11 protein-coding genes and 1 pseudogene are annotated in these 16,100 nt (G+C 39.0%); 4 read left to right on the top strand and 8 right to left on the bottom strand.

Annotated features, from left to right (window positions below; genetic code table 11):
• Window positions 1-41: 41 nt before the first annotated feature.
• Window positions 42-1,370, bottom strand: a complete 1,329-nt coding sequence (locus ACP3VS_RS07380; RefSeq protein ID WP_012293814.1) for a D-serine ammonia-lyase — start codon at window positions 1,368-1,370, stop codon at window positions 42-44.
• A complete protein-coding gene (locus tag ACP3VS_RS07375) occupies window positions 1,360-1,833 on the bottom strand; it encodes a YaiI/YqxD family protein (RefSeq protein ID WP_031419490.1) in 474 nt (157 codons plus the stop codon). The genes ACP3VS_RS07380 and ACP3VS_RS07375 overlap by 11 nt, the downstream gene beginning before the upstream one ends.
• 174 nt (window positions 1,834-2,007) lie before the next feature.
• Between ACP3VS_RS07375 and gdhA the strand changes: the two genes are divergently transcribed.
• From gdhA to ACP3VS_RS07360, 3 genes are all read left to right on the top strand, one after another.
• Entirely contained in the window at window positions 2,008-3,381 is a 1,374-nt protein-coding gene (gene gdhA, locus ACP3VS_RS07370) for an NADP-specific glutamate dehydrogenase (RefSeq protein WP_012293812.1), read from the top strand.
• A 214-nt stretch (window positions 3,382-3,595) separates the two neighbouring features.
• A complete protein-coding gene (locus ACP3VS_RS07365; RefSeq protein WP_099805989.1) occupies window positions 3,596-4,282 on the top strand; it encodes a phosphoribosylaminoimidazolesuccinocarboxamide synthase in 687 nt (228 codons plus the stop codon).
• Window positions 4,283-4,415: 133 nt separating this feature from the next.
• Complete coding sequence (locus tag ACP3VS_RS07360) at window positions 4,416-5,069, top strand: Yip1 family protein (RefSeq protein WP_197224927.1); 654 nt, start codon at window positions 4,416-4,418, stop codon at window positions 5,067-5,069.
• Window positions 5,070-5,107: 38 nt separating this feature from the next.
• Here the strand turns inward: ACP3VS_RS07360 and ACP3VS_RS07355 are convergent, their stop codons facing one another.
• The 5 genes from ACP3VS_RS07355 to ACP3VS_RS07335 all read right to left on the bottom strand — a co-directional run bounded on the left by ACP3VS_RS07355 (window position 5,108) and on the right by ACP3VS_RS07335 (window position 14,431).
• Window positions 5,108-6,856: a methyl-accepting chemotaxis protein gene (locus ACP3VS_RS07355; protein ID WP_207889801.1), complete on the bottom strand. Its 1,749-nt coding sequence runs from the start codon at window positions 6,854-6,856 to the stop codon at window positions 5,108-5,110.
• A 229-nt stretch (window positions 6,857-7,085) separates the two neighbouring features.
• The gene (locus ACP3VS_RS07350; RefSeq protein ID WP_031419482.1) at window positions 7,086-8,288 is read right to left on the bottom strand and encodes an NAD(P)-dependent malic enzyme; all 1,203 of its coding nucleotides are present in this window, start codon (window positions 8,286-8,288) and stop codon (window positions 7,086-7,088) included.
• Between the two features lie 397 nt (window positions 8,289-8,685).
• Window positions 8,686-9,516: an MBL fold metallo-hydrolase gene (locus ACP3VS_RS07345; protein ID WP_031419480.1), complete on the bottom strand. Its 831-nt coding sequence runs from the start codon at window positions 9,514-9,516 to the stop codon at window positions 8,686-8,688.
• Between the two features lie 483 nt (window positions 9,517-9,999).
• Window positions 10,000-10,809 (bottom strand): sulfurtransferase, encoded by an 810-nt coding sequence (locus ACP3VS_RS07340; protein WP_426388498.1) that lies wholly within the window; start codon window positions 10,807-10,809, stop codon window positions 10,000-10,002.
• Between the two features lie 10 nt (window positions 10,810-10,819).
• Window positions 10,820-14,431 carry a dynamin family protein gene (locus ACP3VS_RS07335; RefSeq protein ID WP_426388497.1) on the bottom strand — a complete coding sequence of 1,204 codons (3,612 nt, stop codon included), beginning with the start codon at window positions 14,429-14,431 and terminating at the stop codon, window positions 10,820-10,822.
• A gap of 263 nt (window positions 14,432-14,694) precedes the next feature.
• Here ACP3VS_RS07335 and ACP3VS_RS07330 point away from each other — a divergent pair, with 263 nt between their 5' ends.
• Window positions 14,695-15,117, top strand: coding sequence for a DUF4183 domain-containing protein (locus ACP3VS_RS07330; RefSeq protein WP_036167813.1), 423 nt, complete (start codon window positions 14,695-14,697; stop codon window positions 15,115-15,117).
• 437 nt (window positions 15,118-15,554) lie between these two features.
• Here the strand turns inward: ACP3VS_RS07330 and ACP3VS_RS07325 are convergent.
• Window positions 15,555-16,100, bottom strand: a pseudogene (locus ACP3VS_RS07325) (hypothetical protein); the annotation flags it as partial.

Below are 16,100 nucleotides of genomic sequence, written 5' to 3'. Positions count from 1 at the left end.
GGTAATACCTTCTCTTTTTTAAACAAAAAGTATGGTCATTGTTAAACTAAATCTCTGCTCTTAGCTAAATACGTGGCACGCATGCTATCAGGGACCATACTCCCTCCTGTTGCCCAAATCAGATGTGTTGCCTGTTCCATTTTGTCCGCTAAGTTATGCTTTTCCAAATAGCTTTGCCCGTTTTTCATTAATCGAATCGGTCCAAACATTCCCGCATGTGCGGATGGCTCTAAAAATAATTTTTCGCTATCCATTGCTAAACCTAATGAGGTAAACAATTCTTCATCCGTCACTGTATAGCAGCCGCTTATATACGTCTCCATTACTTTTCCTACAAACTTGGAGGCGCGGCCCACTGCCAGACCATCTGCTTCGGTTTTATTGTCTAATTCAATATCCTCTACGCTAATAGCATCATGAAGTCCAGTCATTAAGCCTAGCGTCATGCAAGGAGATGCCACGGGCTCCGCAAAGAAAATATGCACATGTTCACCAAATAGTTCTCGTAATCCATAGGCAACTCCACCTGGTCCTCCTCCTACCCCACATGGTAAATAAACAAACAATGGGTTTGTAGCACTGACTGGCACATTCATATGTTCTAATTGCCCTTTTAAACGCATTGCTGCGACTGCATAGCCAGCAAACAAATCCTTAGAGTTTTCATCATCAATGAAATGACACATCGGATCTAATTCTGCTTCTTGGCGTCCCTGTTCAACGGCAGCACTGTAATCACCCTCATATTCAACAACCGTGGCACCTTTTTCTCTGAGTAAAGCTTTTTTCCATTCCTTGGCATCACTCGACATATGTACAACGACATTAAAGCCGAGCTTCTTGCCCATAATGCCGATACTTAAGCCTAAATTTCCTGTAGAGCCAACTGCGATGGTGTATTGCTGAAAGAAGGATTGAAACTCCGCAGATGCTAAACGCCCATAATCATCTATTTTTTGGAGCTTTCCACTCGCCAGCGCCAGCCTTTCAGCATGCTTTAAGACCTCATAAATGCCTCCACGCGCCTTGATGGAACCTGAGATAGGTAAAGCATGATCGGATTTTAAAAGTAACTGACCTTCTATAAGCACACCATATTTATTCTCAATCGCACCTTTCATAGCAGGGATTTCTTGAATACCTGATTCGATTAATCCATTACTTGCCACAAGCTCAGGGAACGCCAGCTTTAAATATGCGGAAAAGCGTTGTAACGTTTCCTCTGCCTCCTCCACTTCTTCCATAGTAAAAAGCGATGTTGCCGGATTCTTCACTCTATTTGTATTTTCCCAAAGTACAGTATCTTTTGCCGCCATCAATTTCAACTGTGGAAACTGCTCTAAAAAATCATGTTTAAGTTCATTTTTCACCTGTAGAATCCTCCATTTTTTGTGCAGAAATCGCTCGTTCACAAATTTGTCGAAATTTCATTTCAAACGAAATATTGTTTTCTTGTGTCCTTTTTTTAGGGCCCTTGGTACGTCCACCTGCCCTTCGAATTTTTTGACCGACATGACGCATATCGAGCAAACGTTCGATATTTTCATTAGACATTTCTCGTCCATTTTGATCAATAGGATACCCTCCTCTTGCTAAAACCATTGCCGCAAGCCCGTAATCCTGTGTAATGACAATATCATGTTTTGAAAGCGCGTTCACTAGCGTAAAATCAACCGAATCAGGACCTTTCGGTACAATAATTGTTATTACATTATCACGTTCCACACGGTGGGATGTATCGCAAAATAAGATAGTTTCAATCTCAAACTCAGATGATACAGATAGCGCCAAATCCACTACTGGACAGGCATCAGCATCTATAAGAACCTTCACAATAAGGCATCATTCCTTTCTCATAATTAGATGAATACTAATACAATAAATTATTTTAAAATAATATTTACATGACCCCTCTTGCTCAATTTTTCACAAACTCAAAAAGTATTTTATTGAATAGTTTGAAAAATAAATATACGATACACCTATCAACTAAATGGGGGTTTTACTATGACAATCACAACTGTTAGCAATGAACAATTAGCTAAAGAATACGTAGATGGCGTATTCGAGCAACTTAAACAACAGAACTGTCATCAAGCGGAGTTTCTACAAGCAGCTGAAGAAATTTTTATTTCATTAGTACCTGTATTCGTCCAACATCCTGAATATATTAAGGCCAATATTTTATCACGTATTGTTGAGCCTGATCGCATCATTTCCTTCCGTGTCGCTTGGCAAGATGATCATAATCAAGTCCAAGTAAATCGTGGATATCGTGTACAATATAGCAATGTCATGGGGCCTTATAAAGGCGGTCTACGCTTCCACCCTTCGGTAAATGAATCCATCATTAAATTCCTTGGCTTTGAACAAATCTTTAAAAATGCTTTAACAGGCCAACCAATCGGTGGTGGTAAAGGTGGCTCAAACTTTGATCCGAAAGGTAAATCAGATTCTGAAATCATGCGATTCTGCCAAGCGTTCATGACTGAATTATACCGTCATATTGGTCCAGATGTCGATGTTCCTGCTGGTGATATTGGTGTAGGCGCTCGTGAAGTAGGTTATTTATGGGGGCAATATAAACGTTTAACGAAAGCTAGTGAATCAGGTGTATTAACTGGGAAAACTCCTGGGTATGGTGGCTCTTTAGCACGTAAAGAGGCAACGGGTTACGGTACAGTTTATTTCGTTAATGAGATGTTAAAAGATGTGAATGATTCATTTGAAGGAAAAACTGTGGTCGTTTCTGGTTCTGGAAACGTTTCGACGTATGCAATTGAGAAAGCACAGCAATACGGCGCAAAAGTAGTTGCTTGCTCTGATTCCTCAGGCTATATTTATGACCCAGAAGGCTTAGATTTAGATGTCATTAAAGAAATCAAAGAAGTAAAAGGTGATCGTATTTCAACTTACGTAAGTTACCGACCAAATGCTACTTTTACTAATGGCTGCACTGGCATTTGGACAATTCCTTGTGACATTGCTCTACCATGTGCAACTCAAAACGAAATTAATGGTGAATCAGCTCGTACATTAATTTCTAATGGGGTCAAAGCGATTGGTGAAGGTGCCAACATGCCTTCTGATCTTGAAGCAATTAATGAATTCTTAAATGCAGGTGTATTATTCGGACCAGCAAAAGCAGCGAATGCTGGAGGAGTTGCTGTATCTGCTCTTGAAATGGCACAAGATTCAAGCCGCGTATTTTGGTCATTTGAAGAAGTAGATGCGAAACTTCATCAAATTATGAAAGATATTTATTCAGATAGTAAAGCTGCTGCTGAAAAATACGGCTTCCCTGGCAACTTAGTTATGGGTGCAAACATCGCTGGCTTTATTAAGGTGGCAGATGGAATGCTTACTGAAGGCATTTATTAATTACTGACCTAGCAATCTAGCATAAATCCACCACCCAGTTACGAAGCATTTCAAACACACAAGGTGATGACGATTATTCGTTATCACCTTGTTTTTTATTGCAAATCAGCAATAAATGATATAAATAAACACACAAAACGAACATTTTTCATATTAAATATTTAAAATATTCGTGTTATAATTTTAGAGTACTATGAATATTGGAGGGTTTTTTGTGGAATTATTGTATACAGGGAAAACGAAGAATGTGTTCAGATTAGAAGACGGTCATTATTTATTAAAATTTAAAGACGATGTAACAGGTGAAAACGGCGTGTTCGACCCAGGCGCTAATACGGTTGGCTTAACAATGGATGGTGCTGGCTTAGCGGGTTTACGCTTAACTTCTTATTTCTATTCTAAATTAAATGAACAAGGTGTTCCTACTCACTATGTAGATGCAAACTTTGATGATGCAACAATGACTGTAAAACCTGCAACAGTGTTCGGGAACGGTTTAGAAGTAATTTGCCGCTTTAAGGCAGTTGGCTCATTCCTACGACGCTACGGCGCCTATGCGCAGGAAGGCCAAGATCTTGATGCCTTTGTGGAAGTTACCATTAAAGATGATGATCGCCAAGATCCTCCAATCTCTGAAGATGCATTAGCTATGTTAAACCTGTTAACACACGAAGAATATGCCATTTTAAAACAACGTACAATTGAAATTTCTAAATTTGTAGGAACTGAGCTTGCTAAAAAGGGCTTAACGCTTTATGACATTAAATTGGAATTCGGCCGTGATGCCCAAACTAATGAAATTTTATTAATCGATGAAATTTCTGGTGGTAATATGCGTGCTTACAAAGGTGAGCAATATATTGAACCATTAGAGCTTGAAAAAATTATACTAAGTAACTAAGAAGAGTCGCCGTTGTGCGGCTCTTTTGTCATGAAAATAACTTATTTTTACTTTCTACGAAACTTTTCACTGGGTCGCTCGTATACTAACTATGCGTAACATGCAATTATTCTATTATTTTGGAGGTAGTTTAATGGAAAATTTTAATGACACACAAAATGAAGAAAGGCCAAAGATGAATCCGTTTATATCCGTTTGGTTACATCCAAAGCAAACCGCTCGCTATATGATTAACGAAAAATCAATCGGCTTTGCTATTTTGATTATGTCCATCGGTTATATCGGCTCTATCATGTCAGGGCTGACGGATTCGGAGTTTTTCACTGAACTTTCCCCTTGGTTATTGACTTTACTGTGTGTAATTTTTGCTCCAATCGCTGGTATTATTGGGACAGCTATATCCGCTCTCATCACATGGCTATTTGGTAAGCTATTTAAGGGTACTGGTACGTATTCAGACTTATTTAAAGGGCTGAGCCTTACAGCTGTACCATTTATAGTGCTTATTCCATTTTATTTAATCTGGTTAATCACTTCTCCGGAATCCTTATTAGATCCAAACTTTATGGGCTCACTGCCATGGATTTTTTGGCCAGCCATTTTAGCTTCTATTGTTGTCACTATTTGGTCTTTCGTCATTTCTGTCGGTGTGGTAGCAGAAGCACACCAAATCACTAATTGGATGGCCTTTTTCACGATCTTTATTCCAGGAATTATTTTATTCATCTTGTTCTTCGTTCTATTCTTCATTATCCTAGTTGGGGCTATCGGAGTAGGCATGATGTAAAAAATCTCCCCTCTCATTTAAGAGAGTGGGAGATTTTTTTACAGTTTAAATTGGGCAACCAATGTCTTTAATTCTATAGCCAATGTTGATAATTGGGCTGATTTCCCCGCCATAACCTCCATTGAGCTACTTGTCTGTTCTGTTGTCGCTGTCGTTTGCTCCACACCTGCTGCAGATTCTTCTGCGACCGCAGCTATTTCTTGAATAGCACTATTCATTTTTTGACCATCTTCCGTTACTTTTGATAAATTTTTGGAAATCAATTGAACACTTTCTACAACATCATTAATAGAATCACTAATCGTCGTAAACGTTTCACTCGTAGCTTTAATTTGAGTTGTCCCTTCTTTTACCTCCTGATAGCCATCCTCTAATGAGCTCGTAACAACATCAAAATCTTGCTGAATATTTGCTACAATTGTTGTAATATCATTGACTGAATAGCCTACTTGTTCAGCAAGCTTGCGTACTTCATCCGCAACCACCGCAAATCCCTTGCCATGTTCACCTGCCCTAGCAGCTTCAATCGCGGCATTTAAAGCTAATAAATTGGTTTGATTGGCAATATCTTTAATGACCACCACCAATTTAGAAATTTCCTGTGCTTGGGCATCTAAATTTTTTACTTTCTCTACTGCATTTTGTACAATACTATCAATCTTTTTCATTTGAGAATTCGAAGATGTCATGAGCTGACTTCCTTCATTGGTTAAGCCTAACACTTCAAAAGAAGATTGATGAATATGCTCACCATACTGATTTGTTTCACGCAAATCCGCAGTAAAACGTTCCATCAGGGAAGTTAATTCGTTCGAATGATGTGCTTGTCCTTCTGCCCCAGATGCTAATTCATTCATTGTTATCGCCACTTGCTCTGCACCCATATTTACTTCATTGGCCGATTGTGAAAGCTCCTTACTAGAAGTATTAATTAAATCAGATGCTTGAGCAATATTGTGTATCATGTCCTTCAATTTAGATTGCATTTGATTCATAGCGTTTGCCAGTTTGCCAATTTCGTCTTTTGAGCGAATAGACATACTTTCTTGCGTCAAATCACCCTCTGCAAATCGCTCCATCGCTTGGACCACTCGGTTGATAGGTTTAGCCATACTACTTGCATACTGCCAAATAACTAATATCCCAATAATAATAGCGACACCAATTACAATCATCGTTAATTTCAAAATACTCTCCGCTGGTTTATTAAAGTCTGCTAAATAGGTACTGGCACCAATAACCCATCCCCAATACGGATCAGTTTCTGCATAGACCCCTTTATCCTCTAGTTGATCTGAATTTGGTAATGGCCACGAATAGGAGACAAATCCACCACCTTCATTCCCCTTGGCAATGATTTCTTGCATATACTTAACTCCATTATCATCCTGTTCATCCCAGACATTATTTCCCTCTATGTTCGGATGTGCAATAGAGGTCCCCTTTTGGTCTACAACAAAGATATAACCATTCTCACCTAGTTTAATATTTTTATTAATAGGTCGCTTTCCTTCATTATCCTTTTTCCCTAAAATAGCGACCTTCACTTTCTCTTGTGCTTCTTCTAAAGTTAAATTACCTGCCTCTACCTCTTGATTAAACTGTTCAATCATGGCAATGGTCATTTCCACACTGTTTCTTAAGTTTTCTTTTCCCACCGACTCTAAATTTGATTTACTTTGTTGATAGCTTAGATAGCCTAAAATAATCAAGGGAATCATTAAAAGCAATAAAGAGAAAGCAATCAGTTTGCCTTTAATAGATCTAAATGGAACGAATGTATTCATGTATTTTTTCTCCTCTTTAAATAGACTTAAGACCTATTTCGTTTCAAAAACATTGCAAAATTATGTATTTATACTTTTCAATCCATTGCACAAGTCATTACCTTATACTCACCAATTTTATTACATAAAAAACCAAACAACAACATTTTTCGAGCAAATTCGATAAAAAAATGTAGAAAAGCATTTCTTTACTTTTCTACATTTGCCATATTTCGATATCTGTAATTTGTTAAACTGTTAGCGCTGTAGTTTGTTGGAACAGTTCCGAGACTCCAGATTCGACCGCTGCACCGCTAACTGCACGAGAGACAATGGCAACAACACGTTCATCTAATGACTTAGGAACAATATATTCCTCCGTAAGCTCTTCATCACTAACAAGTGAAGCTATTGCTTCCACAGCAGCTAGTTTCATGGTTTCATTGATATCCGTAGCACGTACATCTAATGCGCCACGGAAAATGCCAGGGAACGCCAGGACATTGTTAATTTGATTCGGATAATCCGAACGACCCGTACCCATTACACGAACTCCCCACGCCTTGGCATTTTCATACGTAATTTCTGGATTTGGGTTAGCTAATGCAAAGACCACCGGGTTTTCATTCATAGACGCAATATGCCCCTCTGTTAATAGATTGGCAACCGAAACACCAATAAAAACATCCGCACCAACGAGCGCCTCACTCAACGTACCATGTATTTTCTCTGGATTTGTCAAATGAGCAACCGCCTCTTTAATTGGATTCATCCCCTCTTTACGTCCCTCATAAATAATACCTTTTGTATCACACATAAAAATATTTTTATAGCCCATTTGCACAAGGATTCGTAAAATAGCAATCCCTGCTGCCCCAGCGCCATTGATGACGACCTTCATTGTCGCAATATCCTTTTGCACAATACGATTCGCATTAATCATAGCGGCACCTACTACAATAGCTGTACCGTGCTGATCATCATGGAATACTGGTATATCACATTCCTGACGCAGTCGATCCTCAATTTCAAAACATCTAGGTGCTGAAATATCCTCTAAATTCACCGCCCCAAACGTCGGAGCAAGCGCCTTCACAATGCTGACGATTTCATCCGTACTTTTTGTATCTAAACATATTGGAAAAGCATCAACATTGGCAAAACGCTTTAATAAAATCGCTTTCCCTTCCATAACTGGTAATGCAGCTTTAGGACCAATATCCCCTAATCCTAAAACTGCCGTACCATCTGACACAACTGCCACCATATTCCCCTTCATTGTATAGTCATAAACCAGCGATGGGTTTCTTTCAATTTCCACACATGGTGCAGCCACTCCAGGTGAATAAGCAAGACTTAAATCATAAGAATCCTGTACTGGAACTTTTGAAATCACCTCTAATTTACCGCTATAATGTGCATGCATTTCTAAAGCTTTCTTCATGACGTCCATTCCATCCCATCCTTTTCCCTTTGTTTTTCATTATATTTTAGAATCATATTACTTTGTGAAAATATAGTCAACGAATTTTCTGTCAATTTATTTTTCATTTCGAAAACACAGCATTACAAGACTTCACACACGCCTTTCTGTCAAATTAAACTTTTCACAATCAATTATTTTAAAATAGTTAATATCATAATGATGAATATTGGAAAATGTACAACTATCGCCTTTCAAGCTGTTCAATATTTCACATAGTATTTTTCTTGTGTAAAAGAGAATTTTTTCACAAACTTTTGTAAGCGTATCCATTGAGCCAAGTGAGTTTGTCACAATTTATTCACATTTTTTCACAAAGTTTTTTACTATTGCTGTTACCGCATTTAAGCCCAACAAAAAAAGAGCCCTATTGCAAGGACTCTTCAGTAAAATGACGAATAAATGCTCTGATTATATGCTTAGAAGACCATTGATCGCCAGACACTTTAATAATGGGATACTCTCGAGGGAAAATATTGGACGTCATCTCCTCTACTGAATAACCTTGTACAAACAAGTGACGAACCTTCTCTTCCATTTCTTCAATATACGCTATTTTTTCTAGTATTCTATTTCTGCCATCTGTTAAATAGCCTGCATGACAACAATAAACTTCGTTAAAATCATAGGTTAATAATTTTTTTAACGATGCTAAGGTATGTACAATATTTTCTTCATCGAGTACTACCTTCGTTTTCGTTTGAATGTATAAATCTCCAGTGAACATAGCACCTGATTGACGATTATAGAAGGCCAGATGATCTGTCGTATGCCCAGGTGTTTCAATAACGTCCCAGACAGCTGTTTTTGTTTGCAATGTAGTGCCTATTGGCTGCGCTAGAAAAGCTGGCCGCTCCCCCCATAATGCTTGACGGTACAAAGGATAATCACCCTTCTTCGTACAAGCCTGAAGAGATTCACGGTGAAGATAAATAGGAATATCCATTTGCTGTTGAAGCCAGGCGGCATTGCCCGCATGATCCTCATGCGAATGAGTAAGGGCAATTTGCTCCATTGGTAGCTCCTTAAAAAATGATTGAAACTCCTGTGCCAGCGAATTTGAGCCTGTATCGATTAATAAGCCATCAACAAAAAAGCTATACACACTCATACCAAACCCCTGAACAGCTACCTTTCCAAGTGCACATTGTACATCACCATGGCGTTGAACTCCTATGCTCGTCTCACGTTTAAACATCCACTTTCCCCCTTTTAAAAGAGTGTAGCATAAAATGAATGGTGAGTCATTTTGAATTCGATCGGCTTTTTTAAGGGTTGGCTATCCGTTTGTTTTGGCATTTGAGCCATAGATTCAGTAACTCTATCTATTTGTTTCGAGCGAGCTAGACGGGAGACGCTTTTTTGGCTCTATCCGTCGGTTTTGGCTTTCTATCCCCCAGTTTCAGCTTCCTATCCGCCACTTTTGGCATCCTATCCGTCACTTTCTCCTTTCTATCCGTCCGTTCCAGGATTCAGCCCTACCTACGTATATCAAGCAAGCTAGACAGCTCTTTTTCCGCTCTATCCGTCACTTTTGTTATTCTATCCGTCACTTTTGTTATCCTATCCGTCAGTTTCTCCTTCCTATCCGCCACTTTCCCACTTCTATCGATCACTTTCCCCCGCACCCGATCCACCACCAAAAAAACGCCCACCAAAGTGAGCGTTTTTGCTTTAACCCTTATTCATTTGTACCTTTTTCAACCTCATATTGTGTAATCCAATCACTAAAGCTACCTACGTATAACTGAATGTTTTCATAGCCTTCATCTGCTAATACGGCATAAAGCGAGGATGCGGTTACACCACTGCCACAGTAGACAACCACATGTTCATCTGGTGCAACTTTTTGACGCAATGCATCGTTAGCCTGCAATTGTCCATCTTTCTTTAATTGCTCCCAGTCAAAGTTTTTTGCTGTTGGTATATGACCTGCTACTTTATCTAATGGCTCGACTTCCCCACGATAACGCTCAGCCGCACGAGCATCGAGTAAAGTTGCTTTCACTTCTCCGTCCACAATCGCCTTTACTGCTTGGCGTGGTGCATACAGCTCATCCTTCCAATCAAAATCAATGATTGTTGGTGGGTATTTTACGACGTCTTTTGTAAATGGCACTTTCGTTTCCAATGCCGATGCTCCCCCGTTAACAATGACAACATTTGGGAAACCAGCATACGTCAGCATCCACCAAGCACGTGGAGCGAAAGGTGCTGCTCCTTGATCATAGATAACGATTTGATCTTCATAACGTAAGCCTAATTCTTGAAATACTGATGTCAATTTTTCTTTGTTCGGCATTGGGTGACGACCGTCTTGACTGTCCATATCAGATAGCTGCTGCTCTAAATCCATATGGATTGCTCCTGTTGCATGACCTTCTTCAAATGCTTTTTTTCCAGCTTCTTTGTCTTGTAAATCAAAACGAGCATCGATAAAACGGACACCATCAAACTGAATTTCATCTACTGATTTGAATACTTTTCCCATAGGAATCACCTCATGCGTTTTGTAATTGTGCGTAAATCGCTTTCCAAGAAGCTAAACGGCTTTCTTCTTGAAGCGCCAATCGCTCTGTTTCAATTTGCTCAAGCGCTTGATGATAAATATATAAACGTAATTTTTCTGCTTCCTCTGCAATAAACGTAATGGCCCAAGTCATGAGAGAAACTTTCTGTGCATCTAAATAATCCTGGGCATCCGGCTTTGTTAATGCTTCTAACGCATCGCTCAGCTTCACTTTTTCATTCTTCTCAAAGAAAGCTTTTTGATTACGGAAGTGAGATTTTACGCTAGTATATTTCGAAATATCACCAAATGGGCCTTCAAAATCAAGTAAATTTGGCTCAGAAGATTCAAATGCTAAGAACGAGAAGCTACGGTTAAGCTCTTTTAGCTCCCGTACTTCATCCTTAAATCGGTGCTGCATTTTTTTGCTTATAAACTGTGATAAACGGAAGTTTGTCACACGCATTTCCTGTGTAAAGTCAAAACGTAAGCTTTGCATCACTTCCTTCAACGCATGTTCCAACGCCTGCTGTGCTGGCATGGCCGCAAATGTTGAAGGATTGTATCCTTCCTTAAAGAATTCAGGGTAACGATAGTAGACACGTTGTAGAACATAATAGAGAAGCTCATCAAGCTCTTGCTTTGTCTCACTTTCCAGCATACTTGTATTGATTACACTAAACTTGGATTGCACATGCTTTTCAAGTACTGTTAATTCCTCTAAGCGCTCGTCTTTACGTTTGAGGTTTTCCTCCGTTTGTGCAATTAAATCCGCTAAGCGTTGCTCTGTTTTGTCAACTTCCTCCGCAAGAGCCTGCACTGCTAATGCACTCAATTCATCATTTAAAAATGTATGGAAGTCGTTTTCAAACGGTGGCATGCCTGATGTTAAATCTGAACCTTCCACCTTCTCCTTTAACGCTAAAAGACTCGATACACCATACAGTCTCGGGAAACGAATACCAAATCGCTGTAATTCTGAACGTACATAGCCTTTTACATCTTCCTGCTCTTCATCCGTTGTTGCTAAATCAATAGCATTCACAATAAAGAACATTTTATCAAGCTCAAAGGCATCTTTTACACGACCAAGCTGAATTAAAAACTCACGGTCAGCTTTGGCAAAAGCATGATTATAATACGTAATAAATAGGATGGCATCGGCATTCCGAATATATTCAAAGGCTACACCTGTATGACGAGCATTTATAGAGTCTGCTCCTGGAGTATCCACAAGTGTAACGCCCATGCGCGTTAATGGACTATCATAATAGAAATCGATATTGTCCACAAAGCATGATTTATTTTCTTGCGCGACAAATTTTTCAAATTCAACGCGATCCACACGAATAATAGTACCAAGCTCAGACTTAAACGTTGGATACCCTTCCTTATAAGCACGAATAAATGATTTGTGCACATTTAAACGCTCATCTGTCAACTGTACTGCAAGCCCTTCGTCAGCACGATTATATGCTTCCTCTAATGACTGGACAGATAAACCAATCGCTGCATAGGACCCTTGAATATCCTCTAACATTTGCTCAGCTGTTTTAAGCTGTACATCGGCTGTTTCATGTGGATGCTCAGGCGATACAGGACGAATTTTATTGATAGCTGCAGTTGTTGGGTTTGGCGATACAGGTAATACCTTCGCCCCCATTAATGCATTAGAAAAGGATGACTTCCCAGCACTAAAAGCCCCAAACAAAGCGATGGTAAAATCTTTTTTCTGTAATCGTTCCACTTTATTTTCAAGATATTGAGCAACTTCAGCAAAGCCTTGTACTTCTTTTACAGCATTGGCGGTATGCAGGGCACGATTAATAACGCCATCGATTGGCAAACTCGTTGCACTAACTGCTTGCTGCACTGCTTCTTCCTGAATGACTTGTTCTTTTGGTTGTAGCATGGATTCATCAAACAAACGAATCTCTGCTAAATCCTGTTTAAAGGAATTTTCCCAATTTGTTAACTGATCATTCGCTACGTTCCGGATTTCATTGCTCGCTTGATGCATAATGCTCGCACTATATTGTTGGTAACCCTCGATTTCAAGTACGGCCTTAATAGCATCCACTTTATCCTGCATGCCTGCCATTTTTAATTTCGAAGGAGCAGCTGTTTCTGTTGCCACTGCTTCTAATGTTGTCGCTTGTGCTTTTTTCCAGCTATCTGTTTCCTGAATAAAATAACGCTTTGTTGCCTCTGCCACACGATTGGCGAAGTTTAATACCGCATCACCTGTTAACAGTGCACCTGCTTGAACTTGCTGCTCAATCAATGCAAATGGTAAGTCAAACGGATAAGCATCAATAGCTGAGGCACGTTCCTCATTTAAAGCACCCACGTCCTTTAATGCTTTTTTCATAAGGCCCTTTAAATGCCCTGTAATTTGCGCATGGACGACATTTTGATAAGCATTATAAGCATCTTCTTTACGACGGTTCCGCTCTTCCTCTGTTTTTTTCTTCGCAGTAAAGAGCCCCCCTACCTTAAAGCCCTCCTGCATACTTTCTAAATAAAGACGTAAGCGATCACGCAAGTCGGCTGGCATAATCGCAGCATTGGCAAGCAATTCTTTACGTTGCTCCTCAAATGTTTCGTTCCACGCCTCAACAGAGAATAATTCAACCTGACGATTTAATTTATTGTATTGCTCTAAAATATCTTGATGGTGTGCCCAGTCATCCGCACTTAAAATTTCGTCATCAATCGCTAAACGATCCTGTCTTTCTTCTATTAAATAGTTATCATGCTCACTTTGCAATAAACGCAATGTATTTGTTGCTGTTTGGACAAGCTGGTCCTGCCAATCGTTCATACTATCCATAACAATTTTCTTTACGGCTTCAAAATCGTTATGTGGGTGCTCAGGCTCTCTCAAAGATGTGAAAAATACACCTTTCGGCACAACGCCCCATGCCGCAAAGGAATTATGAACCGTTGCTTTAAACTCTTCAAAGCTCAATTCATTTTCTTTATGCTTGTCAATCATATTAACAATCAAATAAACATTTGGATTATATTTCATTAATTGCTTCGTAAATTGGAAATTTAACTCCGATTGCACATGGTTGTAGTCCATTGTATAGAATACGATATCGGCAATATGGAGTGCAGATTCCGTCGACATGCGGTGAGCATCATCTGTTGAGTCTACTCCAGGTGTATCCATCACTGTAACACCAAACGGTAATGTTGATGCGCTATGGCCAATTTCTATTTGAGATACCAAATCCCCATTTTTACTAAGCTCTTTTACCGTTTTAAAATCATAGCCTGCCTCAAATTTAACAGGCTTTTCCTTGTGCATATAAACAACTGCAAAGTCTTCTTCTGATTTATGCACTTTAACGATATTTGCACTTGTTGGAATCGGACTTGATGCTAATAAATTCTCGCCAGACAACGCATTAATCATACTCGACTTCCCGGCTGAGAAATGGCCTGCAAAACCAATCACATACTCTTTTTGCTGAATTTTTCGAGCAAAAAGTGATGTTTTATCCATGCGCTCCGTATCACCATTATGCTGATATATTATGTATTGCAAAGCGGCTTGCTTTAGTAGCCCCTCCAATTGTTGATCAAAATCTTTCATGAAACCAGTAACCCCTTTTTCGTTAATTATTCATAATTAGTATTCTACCTTATTCAACTAGCAAAGTATAACACTAATTTACGGTAAAAGGCATGTATGCCAACGCTTCAATTTGACTAGTATTGTTAAAAAAACATGGTTATCTGAAAGAAACCTTATGGAATGATAGATGCTCAACTAGCTTGAATTTTATTTTCTTCATATTTTATAGTAAACGAATTGGGGGCAAAGGTTAATTTTACAAGAATGGAGTGTGATAACACATGGTCAACCCTAAACATGGTCGAATAAACAATGGAAGCTGTGATTGTAGCAATGAGGAGCAATTTATTTGGCCCCGTATAAAAGCCACTAACGGTCCAATCGTTCCTCCCATCGAAATTGTCCCAGAAGGTATAATAATTCCAACGATTAATAGATATTTTTACATTCTAACAAGCGATCTTGATTTAACAAACGGAGCAACCTTGCCTGCAACTCTCTTTTGGAATGATCATACAGATCCCATTACTGAATTTGTGATTTTTTCACCAAATGGCTACGTCAATCTGTATATTAATGCTGTCATGCAAGAGGGCGGTATTTATACAATATCAGATACTGCCTTAACCATTACTCCTTACAATGGTACTCTATTTAGAGGAACACCTATCATAATTGAATCATTAGGCTTCACCATGAAATAAAGTGTGTGAATAGTTAGGTTAAAGTAATAAGTAGTTTTAACAAAAATAGATAGCTGTTCAAAGAACCGTTCAATTGATAGAATAGCAGGTTATACTGAAAACTACGACCTCTTGTCGATTAGCTTGGGCATGAAGCTTTTTTAGGGTGACTAGAAATCACAAACGGTAATAAAGCAAAAATTAGATAATCGAGAAATACGTAACTGTTGAAGGAAATCTGAAAACAGTTCGTTTTCTTTCGTTAAAGCAATGTGCTTTTCATCATCATCTATAAGATGAGAAATCATATTTTTCTCAATTTAAAAAGCACCAATACAAGTGAAAACTACAAATGTATTGGTGCTTCTATACTGTCACTTTTACTTTTATTCCCTAAATGTCAGATTGCCTGTTGGCTAACAATGGATAGTTTCTCTGTTTTTAAGGTTTATTGAAAGCTACTTTACAGGTTTACTCGCTGGACCACTCACTTTATTTTTATCTTCCTTAATGCCTAGCGCTGCATCAAGTTGCTTCATGCCTTCTTCTTTCGTTAGTGTGCCTGCCTCTACTTGGTCAAAAATAGCCTGCACCTTTTCTTTTGAGATTTCATCAGCATTCGCTGGTTTAGTTACAGCCTTTTTATCTCCTTTTATACCTAGCGCTGCATCAAGCTGCTTCATGCCTTCTTCTTTCGTTAGTGTGCCTGCCTCTACTTGGTCAAAAATAGCCTGCACCTTTTCTTTTGAGATTTCATCAAAGTTCGCTGGTTTAGTTACAGCTTTTTTATGTCCTTTTATGCCTAGCGCTGCATCAAGTTGCTTCATGCCTTCTTCTTTCGTTAGTGTGCCTGCCTCTACTTGGTCAAAAATGGCTTGCACCTTTTCTTTTGAGATTTCATCAAAGTTCGCTGGTTTAGTTACAGCTTTTTTATCTCCTTTTATACCTAGCGCTGCATCAAGCTGCTTCATGCCTTCTTCTTTCGTTAGTGTGCCTGCCTCTAC

It is taken from the genome of Lysinibacillus sp. VIII_CA (genome assembly GCF_049943995.1).
Classification (GTDB): Bacteria; Bacillota; Bacilli; order Bacillales_A; family Planococcaceae; genus Lysinibacillus; species Lysinibacillus pinottii.
Note: the sequence above shows the minus strand (reverse complement) of the source record. Positions and strands in the feature narration are given on the sequence as shown.